18 protein-coding genes are annotated in these 16,496 nt (G+C 37.7%); 4 read left to right on the forward strand and 14 right to left on the reverse strand.

Annotated features, from left to right (window positions below):
- Positions 1–561: 561 nt before the first annotated feature.
- The 5 genes from dapA to AC07YC_RS02435 all read right to left on the reverse strand — a co-directional run bounded on the left by dapA (position 562) and on the right by AC07YC_RS02435 (position 4,231).
- Positions 562–1,461 carry a 4-hydroxy-tetrahydrodipicolinate synthase gene (dapA, locus tag AC07YC_RS02415; RefSeq protein WP_494918286.1) on the reverse strand — a complete coding sequence of 300 codons (900 nt, stop codon included), beginning with the start codon at positions 1,459–1,461 and terminating at the stop codon, positions 562–564.
- A gap of 13 nt (positions 1,462–1,474) precedes the next feature.
- A complete protein-coding gene (locus tag AC07YC_RS02420; RefSeq protein ID WP_494918287.1) occupies positions 1,475–2,512 on the reverse strand; it encodes an aspartate-semialdehyde dehydrogenase in 1,038 nt (345 codons plus the stop codon).
- An 82-nt stretch (positions 2,513–2,594) separates the two neighbouring features.
- Positions 2,595–3,185 (reverse strand): dipicolinate synthase subunit B, encoded by a 591-nt coding sequence (locus AC07YC_RS02425; protein ID WP_008178956.1) that lies wholly within the window; start codon positions 3,183–3,185, stop codon positions 2,595–2,597.
- Positions 3,179–3,958 (reverse strand): NAD(P)-dependent oxidoreductase, encoded by a 780-nt coding sequence (locus AC07YC_RS02430; protein ID WP_336634309.1) that lies wholly within the window; start codon positions 3,956–3,958, stop codon positions 3,179–3,181. The genes AC07YC_RS02425 and AC07YC_RS02430 overlap by 7 nt, the downstream gene beginning before the upstream one ends.
- 9 nt (positions 3,959–3,967) lie before the next feature.
- Entirely contained in the window at positions 3,968–4,231 is a 264-nt protein-coding gene (locus AC07YC_RS02435) for a YlmC/YmxH family sporulation protein (RefSeq protein WP_004224966.1), read from the reverse strand.
- 141 nt (positions 4,232–4,372) lie between these two features.
- Between AC07YC_RS02435 and AC07YC_RS02440 the strand changes: the two genes are divergently transcribed.
- Genes AC07YC_RS02440 through AC07YC_RS02455 form a run of 4 tightly spaced genes read left to right on the forward strand, consistent with a single transcriptional unit; the run spans position 4,373 to position 6,848 of the window.
- Positions 4,373–4,750 carry a GntR family transcriptional regulator gene (locus AC07YC_RS02440; RefSeq protein WP_008178959.1) on the forward strand — a complete coding sequence of 126 codons (378 nt, stop codon included), beginning with the start codon at positions 4,373–4,375 and terminating at the stop codon, positions 4,748–4,750.
- A 1-nt stretch (position 4,751) separates the two neighbouring features.
- The gene (locus tag AC07YC_RS02445) at positions 4,752–5,594 is read left to right on the forward strand and encodes an ABC transporter ATP-binding protein (protein ID WP_494918288.1); all 843 of its coding nucleotides are present in this window, start codon (positions 4,752–4,754) and stop codon (positions 5,592–5,594) included.
- Positions 5,595–5,596: 2 nt separating this feature from the next.
- On the forward strand, positions 5,597–6,223 hold the full coding sequence (locus AC07YC_RS02450) for an ABC-2 transporter permease (protein WP_494918289.1): 627 nt from the start codon (positions 5,597–5,599) through the stop codon (positions 6,221–6,223).
- 10 nt (positions 6,224–6,233) lie between these two features.
- A complete protein-coding gene (locus AC07YC_RS02455) occupies positions 6,234–6,848 on the forward strand; it encodes an ABC-2 transporter permease (RefSeq protein ID WP_494918290.1) in 615 nt (204 codons plus the stop codon).
- 33 nt (positions 6,849–6,881) lie between these two features.
- On the opposite strand, the gene AC07YC_RS02460 is transcribed toward AC07YC_RS02455, so the two are convergent.
- The 9 genes from AC07YC_RS02460 to ribF form a co-directional block, all read right to left on the reverse strand.
- Entirely contained in the window at positions 6,882–7,376 is a 495-nt protein-coding gene (locus AC07YC_RS02460) for a heme iron utilization protein (protein WP_494918291.1), read from the reverse strand.
- 11 nt (positions 7,377–7,387) lie between these two features.
- Complete coding sequence (locus AC07YC_RS02465; protein ID WP_336634316.1) at positions 7,388–8,170, reverse strand: ABC transporter ATP-binding protein; 783 nt, start codon at positions 8,168–8,170, stop codon at positions 7,388–7,390.
- Positions 8,170–9,162, reverse strand: coding sequence for a FecCD family ABC transporter permease (locus tag AC07YC_RS02470; RefSeq protein WP_336634317.1), 993 nt, complete (start codon positions 9,160–9,162; stop codon positions 8,170–8,172). Before AC07YC_RS02470 ends, AC07YC_RS02465 begins: the two co-directional genes overlap by 1 nt.
- 17 nt (positions 9,163–9,179) lie before the next feature.
- On the reverse strand, positions 9,180–10,178 hold the full coding sequence (locus AC07YC_RS02475; protein ID WP_336634318.1) for an ABC transporter substrate-binding protein: 999 nt from the start codon (positions 10,176–10,178) through the stop codon (positions 9,180–9,182).
- Between the two features lie 163 nt (positions 10,179–10,341).
- Entirely contained in the window at positions 10,342–11,565 is a 1,224-nt protein-coding gene (locus AC07YC_RS02480; protein ID WP_494918292.1) for a M16 family metallopeptidase, read from the reverse strand.
- Positions 11,566–11,647: 82 nt separating this feature from the next.
- On the reverse strand, positions 11,648–13,762 hold the full coding sequence (gene pnp, locus AC07YC_RS02485; RefSeq protein ID WP_494918293.1) for a polyribonucleotide nucleotidyltransferase: 2,115 nt from the start codon (positions 13,760–13,762) through the stop codon (positions 11,648–11,650).
- A gap of 449 nt (positions 13,763–14,211) precedes the next feature.
- Complete coding sequence (locus tag AC07YC_RS02490) at positions 14,212–14,736, reverse strand: DoxX family protein (RefSeq protein ID WP_494918294.1); 525 nt, start codon at positions 14,734–14,736, stop codon at positions 14,212–14,214.
- Between the two features lie 375 nt (positions 14,737–15,111).
- On the reverse strand, positions 15,112–15,381 hold the full coding sequence (gene rpsO, locus AC07YC_RS02495; protein WP_336634322.1) for a 30S ribosomal protein S15: 270 nt from the start codon (positions 15,379–15,381) through the stop codon (positions 15,112–15,114).
- Positions 15,382–15,534: 153 nt separating this feature from the next.
- Positions 15,535–16,485, reverse strand: a complete 951-nt coding sequence (ribF, locus tag AC07YC_RS02500; protein WP_336634323.1) for a riboflavin biosynthesis protein RibF — start codon at positions 16,483–16,485, stop codon at positions 15,535–15,537.
- Positions 16,486–16,496: the final 11 nt, after the last annotated feature.

Consider the following 16,496-nt stretch of genomic DNA (forward strand, 5'->3'; position numbering starts at 1 on the left):
AACCACTTAACATTTATTATACGGTTTGCTAAGCTTTTGCACAAATTAAAAATACATGTTTCACAGCAGAAATATATTTTCTTATCTTTTCCTTATTGCTAGTAGATGGAAAGACAGATATTGGAAGCCTTATCGAAATAGAGTCATTAAAGTATTTTTGAGGATGAGAAGTTATGGATTTCTGAAATAAAGAGGATATCTAAATAAAAAATTTATAGCTGCTTTTAGTTTTCGCACGAAATGATCTTTGGGATTTCATGGATCAATAATTAACATTTCAAATTGTTCACGTTCATGGATTTGATCTTGCGTCATCATGGTTGACCACCTCGAAAATCTAAATGAATAGGAAGTTCTTTATGTAGAGGTTGATTGGAACGAAGGGCGAGAAAGTCGAGATTCTGGGCTGAGTGGATGTTTTCTGTGCGAAAGCAAAGTGGCAGCAACAAAGTGAGGGTAGCGGGGTCGACCCCGTAAAGAAAAAAGACTGTAGCCAACTCAAAATTCATTGAGTCGACTACAGTCCGCGAGACTGATTTGTATGATCAGCCTCGTTTTTATTTATCTAAAACTTTTCGCTTTTTCTTGATACGTATCCCAAATGTTATCAAAGTTAGCCTTCTCTTCATCCGTCATTTCCATCATTGGCAAACGAACATTGAGTGTATCAAAGCCTAGTTTTGTCATTGCATATTTAATAGGTGAAGGGTTCGGTTGAGCGAACAACGCGCGTACAAGAGGTAATAATGCTCGGTGAATTTTAGCTGCTAGCTTATGATTTCCTTCTTCAAACGCTTTAATCATTAATTGCATGTCATTGCCTACTACATGAGCTGCGACAGAAATAATGCCTGCCCCGCCAATCGCCATTAGTGGCAATGTTAGGCCATCATCTCCGCTATACACTAAGAAATCATCATCTGGATCAACATTTTCAATAACATCACCCATCTGATCCAAATTGCCGCTTGCTTCTTTAATCCAAGCGATGTTAGGAATCTTACTTAATGCAACAGAAGTTTCATAGGCCACATTCACACCAGTACGCCCTGGGACATTATAGAGCATAACTGGTAGACTCGTTTGTTTAGCAATCGTTTCAAAGTGAGCAAAAATCCCACGTTGATTTGGTTTATTGTAGTAAGGAGCTACAAGCATGATGCCATCTGCTCCATTTTCTTCTGCTTTATGGGTCATGGCTATAGAGTATGCTGTTTCATTGTCCCCTGTACCAGCAATAACTGGCACACGACCAGCTACCTTTTCTACTGTAAAACGAACAACCTCTATTTTTTCTTCAGTAGACATTGTTGGATTTTCAGAAGTCGTACCACAAGCAACAATACAATCTGTACCATTGTCGATCAAATGATTAATAATACGTTCTAATTCTGGATAATTTATCGTGCCATCATCTGTAAACGGCGTAATCATAGCCGTTCCAATTCGACCTAAATTCATCCTTACACCCCTCTTATAGTAAGTTATCCTCAAGCATTGCTTCTGCAATTTGGATAGAGTTTAATGCAGCGCCTTTTAATAGATTGTCAGAAACGATCCATAGATGGAATCCTTTTTTGTTGTCTAAATCTTGACGGATACGTCCTACAAAAGTAGCGTCTTCCCCTTCTGCATAAATAGGCATTGGGTAAGTTTGTGTTGCAATATCATCTTGTAATACTAAACCTGGTGCATTGCGTAATACGTCAAAAATCTCTTGGATTGATGTTTCTTTCTCTACCTCAATATAAACAGACTCTGAGTGACCTGAAACGACCGGCACACGAACGCAAGTAGCAGCAACTTTTAGCTCTGGTGCATGCATAATTTTTTTCGTCTCATTAATCATTTTCATTTCTTCGTATGTAAATCCGTTATCTGTGAATTTATCAATTTGTGGAATGACATTACGAGCGATTGGGTAATGGCGCTTATCACTACCAGATGGTAAAATATTTGCTTCTACATCCCTACCTGCTTCCCAGTTTGCGCTTTGTGTTTTTAATTCTTCAATAGCCGAAATACCTGCACCTGAAACCGCCTGATACGTTGAAACAAGCACTTTTGTTAATCCAAATGCTTTACGAATTGGCTCAAGTGCAGCTACCATTTGAATTGTCGAGCAGTTTGGATTTGCAATAATCCCTTTATGCTTCGCCAGGTCTTCTCGATTCACTTCAGGTACAACAAGTGGTACCTCTGGATCCATTCGGAAATGGCTCGTATTATCAATAACTACCGCACCACGCTTTGCTGCTTCGGGTGCAAGCACAGCTGATACTGAACCACCAGCTGAGAATAAAGCGACATTGACGCCTTCAAAAGCTTCAGGTGTCGCTTCTTCAATTGTATATGTTTGACCATTAAACTCGATTGATTTTCCTGCTGAACGTGCAGATGCTAGAAATTTAATGTTTCCTATTGGAAATTTACGTTTGATTAATTGCTCCATCATTTTTGATCCTACTGCTCCTGTTGCTCCAACAACCGCAACTGTTAACTGCTTTGTCATCTGTCATCTCTCCTTGAATACAAGTTCCATAATGTGTGCTATTGTATCACAAAAATACTGAAAATTGTGTGTAATCTATGATTTATTTGAAATATTGTATCAACAGCGGTTGTAATTGCTTTTTCTGCGTAATTGCTGCATGAACAGTATCTACCATTTGGTCAAAATCAGCAATGAGAGAATTTGGTTTGGAGTGAGGAGAGTCCTGACCAAATGGGATAAAATAAATATTTTTGGCATTTAACAACTTCATTATATTTATTCCATTTAAGCCGAGTGCATCATTTGTTGAAATTCCTAACACTACAGGTGATCCATTACGTAAAGTTGCCTTTGCTGCCATAAGAACAGGGCTATCTGTTGCCGCATTGGCAAACTTACTAATACTATTACCTGTCATTGGAGCGATTACCATTGCATCCAGTGGATTGGATGGACCAAATGGCTCCGCTTCTTTTATAGAAGAAATAACCTTTTCTCCAGTTAAAGCTTCTATTTTAGCAATCCATTCCTCCCCTGTACCAAAGCGTGTAGCTGCATGTAAAACGGAATGGGTAATGATTGGTATAACTGTTGCACCAACATCCATAAAATTTTGAATTTTAGGTATGACATCTTCATACGTACAATGAGAGGCTGTAATACCTAGGCCAATTCGTTTCCCCGTTAACAATCTTCTTCCTCCTCTATGGCCTTGCACAGAATTTCAGCAGCATCATGTGCAAAGTATTTCCCAGGCAATGATGGCAACAGTACATATGTTTGAAGTTGCTCAGCATCTATATCCAAACAGCCTGGCTCTGAGGCTAAATCATATAAAACTGCTGGAACATGATCTTTAAACGATTCTGTAATCCATTTAGCTGGAATGGTATTAATAAATGTACCTTCATTAATTGACCATAAACGATCATCTAAGTCCGTAGCTTTATAGCCATATGCTTTAGCTTCACTCACTTGTACAACCGAACGTGCAACAATATGAACATTTGCCCCCATCTTAACTAATAAAGAAGCGAGCATTTTTGCGATACGTCCGAAACCTGCGATTGTAAAGTTTTGTCCGTAAATACATTTTTGCTCGAGTCCGTAAAACGTGGCGATAAACCCCTCTGCTGTTAATCTAGCATTTTGCCAAATAAACGATTCTTGTTGCAAATAGCAAAGGGATTCATTTTTTTCTAGCAGATGCTTCCAGTGCATAGTTAAACGACCTGTATAAAATTTAACCTGTGATATACCATATAGCTGTTCTACTTCTATTTTTAAAGGCAGGATAGGTAGAATAATTTTATTTGGTTGAAATTCTAAAACAAGTTTATTTAACTCCTCGTTCCAAACTGTCGTTCTTTTATAAAACACTGTTCTCGATGGACTTCTTAACATTGTTGCTAGTTCTTTTAATCTGGAGTCCTCACCGATAACGAGCCATTTTTCGTTTTCCAAAAGCTCACCTCACTGTAAATATTCTGACTGTACTGTAGATGTCTTGTTAAATAAAATTCGATCTTCACCAATTAATATAATTTCGTGCCAAGGTATCATTTCACTAACCTTCATTTTCTTTTTTTGGAAAGGTAATTTATCTTTGACAATCTCAAAGCCATGTATTTTTCCTGTTTGCACATCTAATAGGCATTCTGTATGAGCCAGGATGCCAAAATGTACACCACCCTCAATTTGAATTAACTCTTTATCCACCATCTCAGATAGTAGCATTCCTCATCTCCCTCCTTGAGCCGTTACCTCAATATATGCCGAGTTTTTGTAAATCGTGCCCCCTACCAAAAGTAGGAATATATTGCATTTCCGCTCCAATCTGTATATAGTGTATATATACAGTTATAAGAGGTGAGGATTTTGCATATCCATTTAAGCAATGCCAGTGATAAGCCTATCTATGAGCAAATCACCATCCAGCTCAAAGAAGCCATTCTAGCTAATAAATTGCAAGCAGGTGATGCCCTACCATCCATTCGTGCTTTAGCTAAAGATTTAAAAATAAGCGTAATGACTACTAAACGCGCCTATGCCGATTTAGAACGGGATGGCTTTATTGAAACAGTCGCTGGGAAGGGAAGCTTTGTAACGGAACGTAACCAGGATTTCCTGCGTGAGGAGCTCTTGCGACAAGTAGAGGAACATGTACTGAAAGCCGTAAAATTAGCGAAAACAGCTGGTTTATCAAATGAAGAGTTACAAGATTTAGTCACTTTGATGTTAGAGGGGGATCATTAAGATGAATGCCATCGAAATTCATGACTTACATAAAGGGTTTGAAGGATTTTCACTAAAAGATGTAAGTTTTTCAGTACCTCAAGGAACCGTAATGGGCTTTGTTGGAGAAAATGGTGCTGGAAAATCAACAACGATTAAGTGCATGCTTAATTTAGTCAAAAAAGAATACGGCGATATATTACTTTTTAATAAAGATCATGTCGAGCATGAACAATCGATAAAAAATGACATTGGCGTGGTTTTTGATGAATTACACGTACCCGAAACGCTGACGGCGACTCAGCTCGACAAAATTATGAAAAAGGTATTTAAAACATGGGATACAGATTACTACTTCGAGCGATTAGCTCAATTTAACGTGCCAAAGAAGAAAAAAATCAAGGAACTTTCGCGAGGCATGAGAATGAAGCTATCAATTGCTTTAGCATTGTCCCATCATCCGAAGCTCTTAATTTTAGATGAACCAACAAGTGGTCTGGACCCCATTATTCGCGATGAAATTTTAGATTTATTTTTAGCATTTATGCAGGATGAAACACACAGTATTCTTTTTTCTTCCCATATTACAAGTGATTTAGAAAAAATAGCAGACCATATCACCCTTATTCATAATGGGGAAATTTTATTGAGTGAAAGTAAAGATGCCCTTTTATATGAGTATGGCATTTTCAAAGGAAGTCTTGAGGAGGTAAACGAATTACCTGAGCATGCGATTTTAAGAAAGCGCAATGGCGTATTTGGAATCGACGCATTAGTACTTAAAAAGGAAGTAAATGAGGTTTTTAAACTTGAAAGACCCTCTATCGAAGATATTATGCTATTTTTCGTGAAAGGGTGTGTTTGATTATGATTGGATTACTAGTAAAAGATTTTATGACCATTCAGCGTCAAATGAAGTCACAATTATTTGTCATACTTTTTCTCCTTATTATGGCTATTCTTATGCGAGAAGCTTCTATGCTTTTAGCTGTTATTGTCTTTATTGTTACCATTCAAGCCATCACTGCCCTTGCGTATGATGAACAATGCAATTGGGATAAATACGCTAATACCTTTCCAATTACAAAAGCTGATATTGTGCTTAGTAAATACTTACTAAGTGTGTTATTAATGCTGATCGGTCTTGTCATTGCTCTACCGATTATTTTTCTTATTCATCGATTGAGCAGTAATGAGATGACTGCTCAATTTTTCCTCACGTTTATGATGATTGTAACATCGGCCCTTTGTCTGTTAGCCGTTTTTTTACCTATTTATATTAAATATGGCTCTCTCAAAGGAAGAATGGTTCTGATTGCACTTTGTTTTATCCCTGGCTTTTTAGTGGGGATGCTTAAAGGCGCTATACCCTCAATGATTATGACAATTTTAGATTTAAAGCACTTCATCTATTTTACACCTTTCGCTGGACTTCTGTTACTATGGCTATCCTCACTCATTTCTACAGAAATCTATAAACGAAAAGAATTCTAGGGGGGATTCCATGCGTGCCTTATTAATACAAAGATTTATCGTACAAAGATGGACTATCTTTTTTGCAATCACTATCTGTTTCATTCTTTATTTCATACGCTCTCCTTATTTAGATAGTCCATTCATTTGTTTATTTGTTGTAATTGTTTCCGCTAGCCTCGTTGAAAATTTATATAAAGGGGATCGTCAAGTAAAATGGGGAGTTTATGTTAATAGCTTGCCAATCTCAAAGAAAGTCCAATTACAGTCGGATTTCCTTTTTTGCTATGCCTTTGTTGCTAGTCTTTATATTTTAATTGCACCATTGTACTTTTCACAGACTGAAGCTTCTACAAACTTTATTGCGCATTTTGCTATGTATGTTGGTTTTATCAGTAGCTCTTTTTCTCTACTTTCTAGTCAATTTTATATTCAACAGCTCGAGGAAACGGAGAAAATGCGATCTTTACGGATGCTTACAGCTACAGTGCTAATTATAGCTCTTAATGCGGTTGTTCATTTTTATTTATCTCTAGTAGCAGGGAATCTTTTCATCCTGTTCATACCAACGCTTATAAGTATTTTTAGTAGCTGGTTAGTTTTTCAAAAATGTCTTCATTTATTGATGGCACGAGAAATATTATAAGCGTAAAAGAAAATAGGCTGCCCTTCAGGCAACCTATTTTTTATCTACAACTACATGAATTAATGTATCATTAGCAATATCAATCGTAAAGGCTTTGCCAAATCCAACAACATAACGCCCCTCTATTGGCGTTAGTTCGAATAAAGAAAAATCAAGTGAGCGCAACAACTCCATCATTTTTGCATTAAACAGTTGATCGAATGTCTCAAATATGTCCTCATGACCTTCATTCCCTAATTTTTTCGGTACACATTGCCAACGTGCTCGCTCTGGAGCAAATGGATTGGCTGTTACGGCCTCATCTGCTACACATATTAAATCAACCACTTCCGATTGATCCATGAGTTGGTAATGCTCTGCTACTCGGCTAATATAAACATAAAACTTTCCGTTGAGTCGCACAAAGGGCGTAGTACTACTAAAAGGCTTACCTTCCCCATTCACGAAGCTTAACACACAGTTTTTTTTATTTTGTATAAAGCTTTCATAATCATGTTTTACTTGTTCAATATCAATTGCTTTTGGCATATTATTTCCCCCTATACTCTAACCGTATTTTTTAATTGAATTCTCGGAGCATTATCCCAAGATACATATTGAATTTCAGCTTCCATACGATATATTTGTTGGATCATTTGTTCAGTCATAACTTCATCCGGTGTCCCTATTTGTGCTCGGTTACCATCCTTTACAACGACGATTTTATCGCTGTAGCTAGAAGCTTGGTTCAAATCATGAAGCACCATCACAACTGTCATACCCATATCACGATTAAGCTCCCGTACTAATTCTAGCACTTCATGCTGATGAGCAATATCTAAAAAGGTCGTGGGCTCATCCAATAATAAGACTTGTGGTCGTTGTGCCAAAGCCATTGCAATCCATGCTCGCTGTGCCTCACCACCAGACAAAGCGGCTATTGGTTTTTCTTTATAATGAGAGAGATAGGTTTTTTCTAATGCCCAATCAATAATTGCCTCATCCTCTGCATTCAGGCGTTCAAACCATTTTTTATGCGGATATCGACCATAGGCCACTAAACTTTTGACAGAAATATCGCTCGGAGCTTGGTTTTGCTGACTCAGCATACACATTTTACGTGCGATTTCCTTTGAGGATAGTCGACGCATATTTTCTCCTTCAAACAGGATATTTCCACCACTGTACGGCTGCATCCGTGCAATCGCCTTTAATATCGTTGATTTACCAGAGCCATTCGGTCCAATAATCGATAGAATCTCACCTTGTTCCACTTCAAATGAAAAATTATGGACAACTTCCTTTTGTTCATAGCTGATGGATAGCTGTTCAATTTTTAACATTAAAACGCCCTCTTTCTCATTAAGTATAAGAAGTAAGGTCCACCGATTACCGCCATTAAAATACCTGCCGGAATATCAAGTGGTGCAAATAGTGTCCGTCCGCCCGTATCGGCAACCAATAAAACAATCGCCCCCAAGGCCATACTCATAGGCAACATGTATTTATAATCAGAACCCACTAATAATCTCGCCATATGAGGTACTATTAATCCAACAAAGCTGATCATCCCTACTGCAGCAACAGATATTGCTGCTAAAAAGACAGCTAAAATTGATAGCATAATACGAATACGTGTTACACTTTCCCCTAAATTAGTAGCGACCTGATCGCCCAAACGGATAATGTTAGCTTTGCGAATCGCAAAAATGGATAGTATCCAGCCTATAATGGCGTACAAATAAATCATATGCAGCGATGCATTTCCTTTTGCAGCGAGACTACCATTCATCCATTGTACTGCCGATGGTAGACGATCACTATATAGTATCGACAAAAAGCCAATGACGCCCCCACATAAAGCATTTACTGCAACCCCTGATAAAATAATGGTGATGGGGGTAATGCCTGTCCGTCTCCAGGCGAGTGCATAGACAATTGCTGCTGCAATTAAACCACCAACAAAGGCCGCGATAGGAATCAAATGGGTTAATTCTGGATTTGCTAAAAGGATTATCAATACAAATGCTGCAGCACCACTTGTTACCCCTGTTAAACCTGGGTCTGCTAACGGATTTCCCATGACTGCCTGTAGTAACGCCCCAGATATAGCTATACTTGCGCCAATGATTAAAGCTAGTAACACGCGCGGAAGACGGATATCCCATATAATGGTTGTATACACACCCTCTTGACCACGACCATTGATAAGGGTCGATAATATATCAGGAATTGAAATATGGACACTACCTAATCCAATTGCTATTACTGCTGCTAACATGGTTACCACAAAGGTCGTGATAATAATCATGCGACTTCTTGCTGTATGAATCATACCTCTACCTCACGAACTTATTTATAGAAATAATCTGCAATCGTTGTTAGTGCTGTCTCAGCATTTGTAATAGATGTGACACCGAAAATACTGTAATCAAGCATATAGATTTTGTCATTTTTATATGCTGATAATTGTTGCCAAGCACTATTTTTTTCAATTTCTTGTTTAAATTTATCTTCATTCGCTCCGTGATCGCCAGACGCTAAGACAAAGACAATATCTGGATCCGCTACAACAATATCTTCTAAATTCATTGGTGAATAAGTAGACTCTGCTTTTAATACTGATTTCGCAATATTATCTGCTCCCAATCTTTCGACTAAGCTTCCTAAGTAGGATTTGTCATTCATTACCATAAAGGAATCAGATGTTCCGATAACGAGCATAACAGATGGTAATTCTTTTCCTTGTGCTTGCTCTTCCAGCTCTTTTTCTTTTGCTACAAGGTTTTGTAAGATTTCATTTGCTTTTTCTTCTTTACCAAAGTATGTACCTAGCACCTTAAAACTCAATTTTAAGTCATCATACGAATCTGTTGGTAAATAAGCTGTTGGGAGATTCATTCCCTGTAGTGCTTGATCTAATGAGCTTTGTAGAGAAGAAGCACCAAGAATCAAATCGGTTTGTAAACTCGAAATAACTTCTAAATCTGGTGACATTGGTGAACCAATTTTTGTAATCGAATCAAAGTCAGATGGTATCGGGTTTGTCGATGTTGGTACCCCCACTGGTGTGATTTCCAAAAGATGTAGCATTTCTGTTAAAGGAACTGATGTCGTTACAATTTTTTCTGGAACTGTTGTAGGAAAGCTTGCTAATGCCTTCTGAAAGGCTTCTTCATCAACACCATCTTGAAATTCATCTTTTTTGACAGCCGAAGTATCAGCAGCTTCATCTTGCTTTGCTACTTCTTCCTTTTGAATTTCTTTGTCTGCACCTTTCTCTTCTTGTTCTGCACATCCAACTAGTGCTAATGATAATGCAAGTGTACTAACATATAGCCATTTTTTCATATCTATTATTTCCTCCGTGTAAATGAAAATGATTTTCAATATCAATCATACTATCAGAGTTAATTGATAATTACAATGCCTAATTGATAATATAAATAAAAAGTAGGTGTCTCAATAATCATTTGAGACACCTACTTTAAGAATATACTAGGAGGTAGCTATTTTATTCGCTTGGTCCAATAATTGAAATAGCCGGCTCTGCTTTCAAAATTTTAGCAATCAATCGATCCACTGAGTCCATGGATACAGCATCTATAGACGCTAAAACCTCATCTACTGTACGATGTTTACGATGAACAAGCTCACTCGTACCATTCCGATTCATACGTGCGCCAGTTCCCTCTAACCCTAGAACAAAGCTACCTTTCAGCTGCTCTTTTGCATTATCAAGCTCTTCTCCCGTGACACCACCTGCGACAATATCGAGTAGAGTAGCATCAATAGTATGTTGTAGCTGTGATAATTGCTGACGGCTAGTACTGCCATAAATGGTGAACGCCCCAACATCTGCATAACAGGATTGGTAAGAGAAAATAGAATAAGCTAGACCTCTTTCTTCACGTACCTCTTGGAACAATCGTGAGCTCATATTGCCACCGATAATATTATTTAACGCAATAAAGCTATACATATCAGGGTCCTTAACACCAATAGCTGGATAAGATATAGCTAAATGTGCTTGCTCAGTATCTCGGGTTTTGGAAATTTCTCCAGGATGAAATGAAGGATTTGTCAGCACAGGCGCAATCGCAACTGCGGAAGGCTGATATTGTCCAAATAACCGTTCAATCGTAGCCATGAGCTGAGGTGAAATATTGCCCGCAATGGAAATTACCACTGACTCTGGACCATAATGTTTGGCCATATAATGGCGAATCGCCTCAGCAGTAAATGTCTTTAATGTAGCTGCACTGCCCAATATCGGACGGCCCAGTGCATCATTGGGATACATGACACTCCACAGCTTTTCATGCACATCATCGTCCGGAGCATCTTCGCTCATTAATATTTCCTCTAATACGACTTGTCGTTCTTTTTCTAGTTCTTCTTCTGCAAATGTAGAATTAAAAAACATATCAGCCAAAATAGAGACTGCTAGCTCTGCATGATGATCTAAAACTTTTGCATAATAACACGTATTTTCCTTAGATGTGAAAGCATTTAATTCTCCACCTATCCGATCAAACTCTTCCGCAATTTGACGAGCTGAACGAGTTGCTGTTCCTTTAAACAGCATATGCTCTATAAAATGTGTAATACCGTTCTCTTCAGGCAGTTCATAGCGTGAGCCCGCATTAACAAAAATACCTAAAGCAACAGATCTTACATGGTTAATTTGCTCTGACACGATACGAACACCGTTCTGACATGTATGTACTTGAACCAAAAAATCTCCCCCAACTATCTATTTCTTTATGATGATAACCTATTTAAAAAGGCTGCGCATTAGACGCAGCCTTTTATCTTTATTATTTTTGTTGTTCAGCGCGTTCTTTTTCCTCTTGTAGTACTACTTTACGAGATAAATTCACACGACCTTGTTTGTCAATTTCAATTACTTTTACTAGTAATTGATCGCCAAGTTTTAACACGTCTTCCACTTGCTTTGTACGTTCCTCTTGAATTTCTGAAATGTGAAGCAAGCCATCTTTACCTGGGAAGATTTCACAAAACGCACCGAATTTTTCAATACGCTTCACTGTCGATAAGTAGTATTCCCCTACTTTAGCTTCACGTACGATATCTTCAATAATTTGTTTTGCGCGTGCATTCATTTCTTCATTAGCAGAAGAGATATAGATTGTACCATCTTGTTCTGTATCAATCTTAACGCCCGTTTCTTCAATAATTTTGTTAATTTGTTTTCCGCCAGGTCCAATAACATCGCGAATTTTATCTGGATTGATTTTAACAATCACGATTTTTGGTGCAAATTCAGACAAGTGTTCACGTGGCTCTGCAAGTGTCGCAAGCATTGATTCTAAAATATGCATACGTCCTACTTTAGCTTGTGTCAATGCTTCTTCTAAAATATTGCGTGATAGGCCATCGATTTTAATGTCCATTTGTAGAGCTGTTACACCTTTAGCTGTACCAGCCACTTTAAAGTCCATATCCCCTAGATGATCTTCCATACCTTGAATATCCGTTAAAATAGAATAATGTTCATCTTTTTTAATAAGGCCCATTGCAATACCTGCAACTGGTGCTTTTAAAGGAACACCAGCATCCATCATAGCTAATGTAGATGCACAAATAGAAGCTTGAGACGTTGAACCATTTGATTCAAGTACTTCTGATACACAACGGATTGTATATGGGAAAACAGACTCATCAGGAATTACTGCTTCCAGTGCACGTTCTCCTAAAGCTCCATGTCCAATTTCACGACGACCTGGTCCACGAATTGGACCTGTCTCACCAACCGAGAATTGAGGGAAATTATAGTGGTGCATGAAGCGTTTTGATTCTTCGACACCTAAACCGTCAATAATTTGTACATCACCAAGCGCACCTAACGTACAAATAGAAAGTGCTTGAGTTTGTCCACGTGTAAATAGACCTGAGCCGTGAGTACGTTGTAATATTCCTGTTTCAGAGGAAAGTTGTCGAATCTCGTCTAGTTTACGACCATCTGGACGAATTTTATCTTCAGTGATTTGACGACGTACTTCATCTTTTACCATCTTATCAAGTATTGTATAAACCTGCTTCATCGTATCATCATCTGCTTCTTGCTCTTCATAGGAAGCAATAATACGATCTTTTACAGCTTGAATCGCTTCGTCACGAGCATGTTTCTCAGCAGTTTGAATAGCATCATGCATATCAGTCTCACAAGCAGCCTTTATATCCGCTTGGATTGCTTCATCAATTTCAAATAATGTAACTGGTTTCTTTTCTTTTCCTACCTCAGCCACAATTTGCTCTTGGAATGCGATAATTTTTTTAATTTCTTCATGTCCAAACATAATCGCTTCTAACATCACTTCTTCTGGAACTTCAAGTGCGCCAGCTTCAACCATGTTGATAGCGTCCTTATTCCCTGCTACAGATAAATGAATTGTCGATTGGTTGGATTGTTCCACTGTTGGATTAACAATGAACTCCCCATCAATATAACCAACTTGTACACCTGCGATCGGTCCATCAAATGGAATGTCAGAAATAGCTAATGCTAATGAAGAACCAACCATTGCTGCCATTTCAGACGTACAGTCAGAATCATTTGACATAACCATAGAGATTACTTGAACTTCGTTACGGAAACCATCTGGGAACATCGGACGGATTGGACGGTCGATTAAACGGCTCGCCAATATAGCTTTTTCAGATGGACGCCCTTCACGCTTAATAAAGCCGCCAGGAATTTTACCCGCAGCATATAGACGTTCTTCATAGTTTACTGTTAATGGGAAGAAATCAAGTGGTTTTGGTGATTTTGACATTGTGGCTGTAGATAATACGGAAGTATCGCCATAGCGTACTAATACAGCTCCGTTTGCTTGTTTTGCTAACTGTCCTACTTCAATTACAAGTGGACGGCCAGCCCATTCGTAGGAATAGACTTTCTTTTCGTTCATTCAATGAACCCCTCTCTATTATAAAAACACTTACTTCGTCTGTATGTACTAATTGTAAGTGTACCAAAAATGCTTGTTCTATGCTCAAAAATATTTCTTGAAATAATCATACATTTAAATTCAGTTATTGCCAATTTATTTAAGATTTATTTCTATATTTTATTGAAAAAACATTTTTATACTTTTGTTATATGGAATTGACTTAAATTGATCCTTCCTGACGAAAAGTAATGTATGTAAATAGATATAAATGCTTCTTCACATTATTATTTCAAGTGCAGGCTATACACAATAGATTTATTATACCACGGTACTTGTCATACAACATCCTACTAGTATAAAGAAAGTTAAGTATGTAGTAAAGTTTAAGTGTGTCAAGAGGAGAAATTTAATATAAATGCCCCGTCAAACTAGCATTCACGGGGCATTTAATGTCTTCTATATGTAAATTATGTAGTTTTAGACAGCGGTCTAGCTATTTTATCTTTGTTTTTTGCTGTTTGGATCTTATTGCTGATAGCTGGAATGACGAAACGATCCAATCCAAACTTACCGGCATTGAAACCAGCTACTGCTATAAAGATAGCGAGTAAAATATCCCAAGGATTACTTGATATAGTACCTGCCATTAAAAATGCAAAATTCATAACCATCCCAAAAAATGCAGCATACGTTGTTAAACATCCAAGTATTAATCCTAGGCCAACTAAAAACTCTCCCCAAGGAATAAGGAAATTAATAATTTCAGCATTAGGTAAAGCAAAAGTTTCAATAAACTTTACATATAGTGGGTATGCTACATCCTCGCCGCTAGTTACTGGATTTTCTATTGCATTTGCTAAAAAACCGGATGCATCAAATCCATTCATCAATTTTCCCCAACCGGCTGTTAGCCAATGCCAACCTAGATAGATGCGAATAATTGTCAAAATCCCTGCAACAATATTATTCTCTCTTAATATTTTATTAAACATCCAACTGCACCTTCTCACCATAAAATTTTGTTTTCACATTTCACAAGCTGAAGTAAGCTGTTATAGGCCATTCATGGCTAAATAAAAACAACTACTATTCAATTCGTTCTTGATTCAACTTGATTGGACACTAAAGCTAGATTCATATAGGACTGGTTGAATTTGGTTGCGAAATGTGATTAGAATATATCACCCTTTTATTGGCTAGAACATGTTTTTTCTAGCTCGTTCACCGGAGCGTAAAAAAGTTATGGCTTATTATCGAACAAAATAAAAATGGAGACGAGAAGTGAACTACCTTAGAAGGTCATTTCTATTTTTTTCAATAAAAAAAGACTGTAGACAAAACATAAGTTTGTCTACAGTCCGCTGTAATTAGCGACGTAAGCCTAAACGGTTGATTAGTTCACGGTAACGTTGTACGTCATTTTCACGAAGATATTTTAATAAGTGACGACGACGACCTACCATTTTAAGAAGACCACGCTCAGAGTGGAAATCTTTTTTGTGCGTACGTAAGTGAGTATTTAGAGCATTGATTTCTGCTGTTAATACTGCAACTTGTACTTCTGGTGAACCAGTGTCACTTTCGTGAGTACGGTACTCAGCGATAATTTCATTTTTACGTTCTTTTGTAATAGCCATTTGTATGGACCTCCTAAGAAAAATTATTTATCCCCACTAGCACAGTAAACGTTGGAGTCTTCGATATACCGAGCTAAGGTTGAGCATTATGCACTTATGAATGTTACCATAAATGATTGGGTCAAGCAAGTAAAAACAGTTACTTCGTTGACTCTATTGTAGATTGTTAAAATATTGTATAGCTTCTTGTTTATCTTTTTCGATTTGCGTTTTTAAAGCATCAATACCGTCAAATTTTCTTTCGCTTCGAATACGTTTATACCAAGCTACATGTACTTCTTCGCCATAAATATTTTTATCAAAATTTAAAATATGAACCTCAATGGACAATTGCTTATCGTTTGGATCTTTAAACGTTGGTTTGTACCCTACATTGCAGACACCATCATACCAAGCATTTTGGACTAGTAGACGAACTGCATAGACCCCACTTGCCGGAATAAAGGTGCCTTCTAAAGCTTGGACATTTGCAGTTGGGAAGCCAATTGTTCGACCACGTTTATCACCATGTACAACCATTCCGTTAATTTCAAATGGCCGTCCTAATAATGTTCTCGCCGCTTCCATATCACCCTCTTGTAAAAGTTGGCGAATACGGGTTGAACTGATTTTCTCTACATCATCCGTTCTCTTCTCAACAATTGTCACACCATAATCACCATCACTTAATGCACGCATATCTTCCATTGTCCCTTTACCAAATGCCCCAAATGAATAATCGAAGCCAGCCGTCACATGTTGAATATTTAATCCACGAATAAATGTATCAATAAATGCGGCTGGAGATAGCTTAGCAAAATCAGAAGTGAAATGGACAACAAATACTGTATCCACGCCTTGTTCTTCAAAAAGCTGTAATTTCTGCTGTAAGAGGGTAATATAAAAAACCTTTTCGTTACGCCCTCCAAGGACTAATGATGGATGCGGGTCAAATGTCATTACTGCACTTGGAATTTGACGCTTTTCTCCTTCTTCCTTTGCCGCCTTGATAACAGCCTGATGCCCTCTATGTACACCATCAAAAAAGCCAAGCGCTAATGAATAGGGCTGCATGCTTTCTCTTTGCTGTAATTGATGTGGGTATTTTAAATGAATGACCTCCATTGAAAAATCCT

The organism is Lysinibacillus sp. GW247-5R2A (genome assembly GCF_059424475.1).